Annotated in this window: 3 protein-coding genes; 2 read left to right on the top strand and 1 reads right to left on the bottom strand. The window is 64.9% G+C overall.

Annotated elements, in window-relative coordinates; genetic code table 11:
* Positions 1-451: rhodanese-like domain-containing protein (locus EOA60_RS24525; RefSeq protein ID WP_281060772.1), on the top strand; the 451-nt coding region annotated here is incomplete at its 5' end.
* Positions 452-601: 150 nt separating this feature from the next.
* Here EOA60_RS24525 and EOA60_RS24515 read toward each other — a convergent pair.
* Positions 602-2,668, bottom strand: a complete 2,067-nt coding sequence (locus tag EOA60_RS24515; protein WP_082953953.1) for a BTAD domain-containing putative transcriptional regulator — start codon at positions 2,666-2,668, stop codon at positions 602-604.
* Between the two features lie 170 nt (positions 2,669-2,838).
* Between EOA60_RS24515 and EOA60_RS24510 the strand changes: the two genes are divergently transcribed.
* Positions 2,839-3,447 (top strand): PLP-dependent cysteine synthase family protein (locus EOA60_RS24510; RefSeq protein ID WP_164899503.1); only part of this gene is annotated, 609 nt, incomplete at its 3' end.

Here is a 3,447-nt window from a genome sequence, read left to right as displayed (position 1 = left end):
GGACGAATACGTGAACATCATGAACAACCTGAAGCTCTCCAATCCGAAGATGATGGATGTGGCCGTGCCGGCCAACATGCGGGTGGGGCTGCATCAGGACGACATCGCCAGCCGCGGCTGGGCAGTAACCGCCGAACAGGCGCTGGCGCTGGTCGGTCGGCCCGACGTGGCGCTGATCGATCTGCGCGAGCAATCCGAACGGGATCGCCACGGCGTCATCCCCGGCGCGATCCATCTGCCCTATGCGCGGCTGCAGGAGAATATCGCCGCCGGCGGCATGCTGCACGAGCTGGCGAAATCGACAGCCAAGCAGATCCTGTTCTATTGCGCCTTCGGCGAGCGCTCGGCGATGGCCGTGCAGGCGGCGCAGGACCGCGGGATATCGAGCGCCCGCCACATCCAGGGCGGCATCGATGCGTGGCGGAAGGCCAGCGGTCCGCTGATGCACTGAGACCTGTCGATATTCAGGTGATGCCGGCCTGCAAACGCGCGTTTCCTGGTGCTCGTGTACTTCAACTACGCTCCGCTCAGGTTCTCGGAACCCGCCATTCTCGGCTCGGCCTGACCTCAATCGCAACACGCCCTTGGATGTGCCAGAAAATCAATTCAATCCGATCAGCTTCGCGCCTCTGCGGAACAGGGCTTCGCCGTCCCGGTCGAAGCGGAAGGTGGCGATGAAATCGTCCGCCCGATAGTCGGGCCACGTGGTGCGGATCGCGGCGGCGAAGTTTCGTGCCTCGTCCTGGCGGCCGGCCAGCGCCAGGCAATGCGCGGCGATCGCCAGGATGATGACATGCGCGTTGGGCCTGGCCGCAGCTTTCAGCGCCCATTCGGCGGCTTCATCGTATTCGCCCAAGCGTGCATGGGCCATGGCCCGCGCGCCCATCATGCCGAACAGCAATGGGTCAAAGGGGCTGAGATGGCGCGAGTGATCGGAGGAGCCGATCGCAGATTGCGGATCGCCCGACTGCGAATGGACAAAGGACAGGGCATAGTGGCCGAGCGCGAAGTTCGGGCTGAGGTCGACGGCCTTCGCCAGCTCAAGCAGCGAGCCGTCCTGCTCGCCGCGCAGCCACAAGGCGCGGCCCATCGCCCAGTGCGCGGCCGGATTGCGGTCATCGACCAGGAGGCTGTGACCGGCAGTTGCGAAAGCCAGCGACGCCTCACGGTCGCGATCGCCCCAACGCTGAAAGGCATTCTGCCAATGCGTGAAGGAGAGGCCTGCATAGGCTCGGGCGAAGGTCGGGTCGAGCTTCAGGGCGTCATTGAAGAACTGCTGCGCCAGTTCGTTTTCCTGGCGGGTGAAGCGGTACATGTGCCAGAGCCCGCGATGATAGGCTTCCCACGCATTCAGCGAATTCGGCGCCTTAAGCATTGCCCGGTTTCGCTCGACGGTCGCGATCTCGGCGGCGATCGAAGAGACGATGCTGTTGCCGATGTCGTCTATCACCGTGAAGATCTCGTCCGGCCTGTGCTCGAAGGTCTCGGCCCACACAATCCTCGCGGTGCGGACCTCGACGAGCTCGACCGAGACGATCACCCTGCCCGAAAGGCTGCGGACCGAGCCTGTCGCCACATAGTCGACATTCAGCCGGCGCCCGGCGTCCTCCGGCGCGATGTCCTTCTCGGCCAGCGCGAAAACCGATCCGCGGGCAATGACGAAGAAATCGCGAAGCTTGGCGAGCCGCGTTATGATGTCGTGGGTCAAGCCATCGGCAAGCCCGCCACGGAAATTGACGGCGCTTTCCGCGAACGGCATCACCGCCAACGAGGCCCGGCGCACCGATGCGGGTTCGGATTCGACGGCAACGATCGGTGCTTGTGGGGCCGGAAGAGCTAGTCCGGATCGCGCGCATGGCGTTGCGCTGGAATGGCGTGCCTTGATCTCGTGCCATGCTTCCCGCAACGGAGCGACATCCAGCTCCTCGGAGCGGAAGAGTTCCGCCGCGGTTGCAATATGCTCCTCACCGGCGCCGATCTGTCCCCGCCGCGCAAGGTTTTCCAGCAGCGCCACATGGGCGCGGCCATCGAAGGGCGCGAGTTCCAGCCATCTGTCCAGATAGGCGCCCGCTTCATCGGCTCCCTGGGGGAGCAGGCCGATGATGTGCTCCAGAACGGCGACGTGGCACGAGCTGAAACGGCGGCGTTGCGCGGTCAGCCAGCTGGTGAAATGCGGGCTCCGATCGAGCTCCAGCCCGTCAAGGAAATCGCCGGCGAAGAGCTGCGCAAGCGCCCGAAGACGCCCGAGGCTGAGCGTCTCGATCCCTTCGGCGACCGCTGCGGCGGCTTCGACGGCATCGACGTTCGTATCGGCAAGACGAAGCGCCACGGTGTCGCCCTCGGTCTCGACCCTCTGCCGGCCCGGTTGGTTAAGCGCGCCGCGAAGCTTGCTCAGGCACCAGCGAAGCTCGCCGCGCGGATCGTTTGGCACGTCCCACAGAAGCTCGCAAAGCCGGCTGCGGCTGACGGGATGTGGCGCGAGCGCCAGATAGGCCAGCAGCGCGCGCAACTTGCGCGAAGAAGGCAATTTAACCGGCTCGCCGCCACGCGCGATCGTCAGTTGCCCAAGCAGTCGCAAGGACAGGCCGGCGGCAGTGTCGTTCGGGCTCGATCGGCTGGATTCCACGTATGTTCCCACGCTTTCTCCAACGCTCACCAGTTGGTCCATGTTCTATCACCAAAGACGACAGGAAGCATCCGGCAGCCCAATTCCATGCCGGAATGCCGCCGTTGCCGCATTCGCGGCAGGTCAAGCAACCTAACGCGGCAAGGTGTCGAAACCGCGCCGCCCAAGCCGCCGGTCTGTAACCGGCGCGTGAGATCGCGAGGAGAAAGCCCATGTTGCAGAAGTTGAAAATCAGGACCACTGCCGGTCGCGGCCGGCTGTTCGACAGCATTCTCGACACCGTCGGCGACACGCCGGTCATCCGTATCAACAATCTCGGCCCCGGCCACGCGACCATCTACGTGAAGGCCGAGTTCTTCAATCCAGCGGCCTCGGTGAAGGACCGGCTGGCGCTCAACATCATCGAGGAAGGCGAGCGCAGCGGCAAGCTGAAGCCGGGCCAGACCGTCGTCGAGGCGACCAGCGGCAACACCGGCATCGGCCTTGCCATGGTCTGCGCGCAGAAGGGCTACCCGCTGGTGGTGACGATGGCCGAAAGCTTCTCGATCGAGCGCCGCAAGCTGATGCGCATGCTGGGCGCCAGGGTGGTGCTGACGCCGCGCGCCCAGAAGGGTTTCGGGATGTACAAGAAGGCGGTGGAACTCGCCGACGCCAACGGCTGGTTCCTGGCGCGCCAGTTCGAGACGGAAGCCAATGCCGCCATCCACGAGGCGACGACGGCGCGCGAGATCATCAACGATTTCGCAGGCTCGCGCCTCGACGTGCTGGTCACCGGCTACGGCACCGGCGGTACCGTGGCCGGTGACCAGCACGTCGAGGCG

It is taken from the genome of Mesorhizobium sp. M1A.F.Ca.IN.020.06.1.1, assembly GCF_004023265.1.
In the GTDB taxonomy this organism is placed as follows: domain Bacteria; phylum Pseudomonadota; class Alphaproteobacteria; order Rhizobiales; family Rhizobiaceae; genus Mesorhizobium.
The sequence above is the reverse complement of the archived record's forward strand: the minus strand, read 5'-3'. Positions and strand labels throughout refer to the sequence as shown.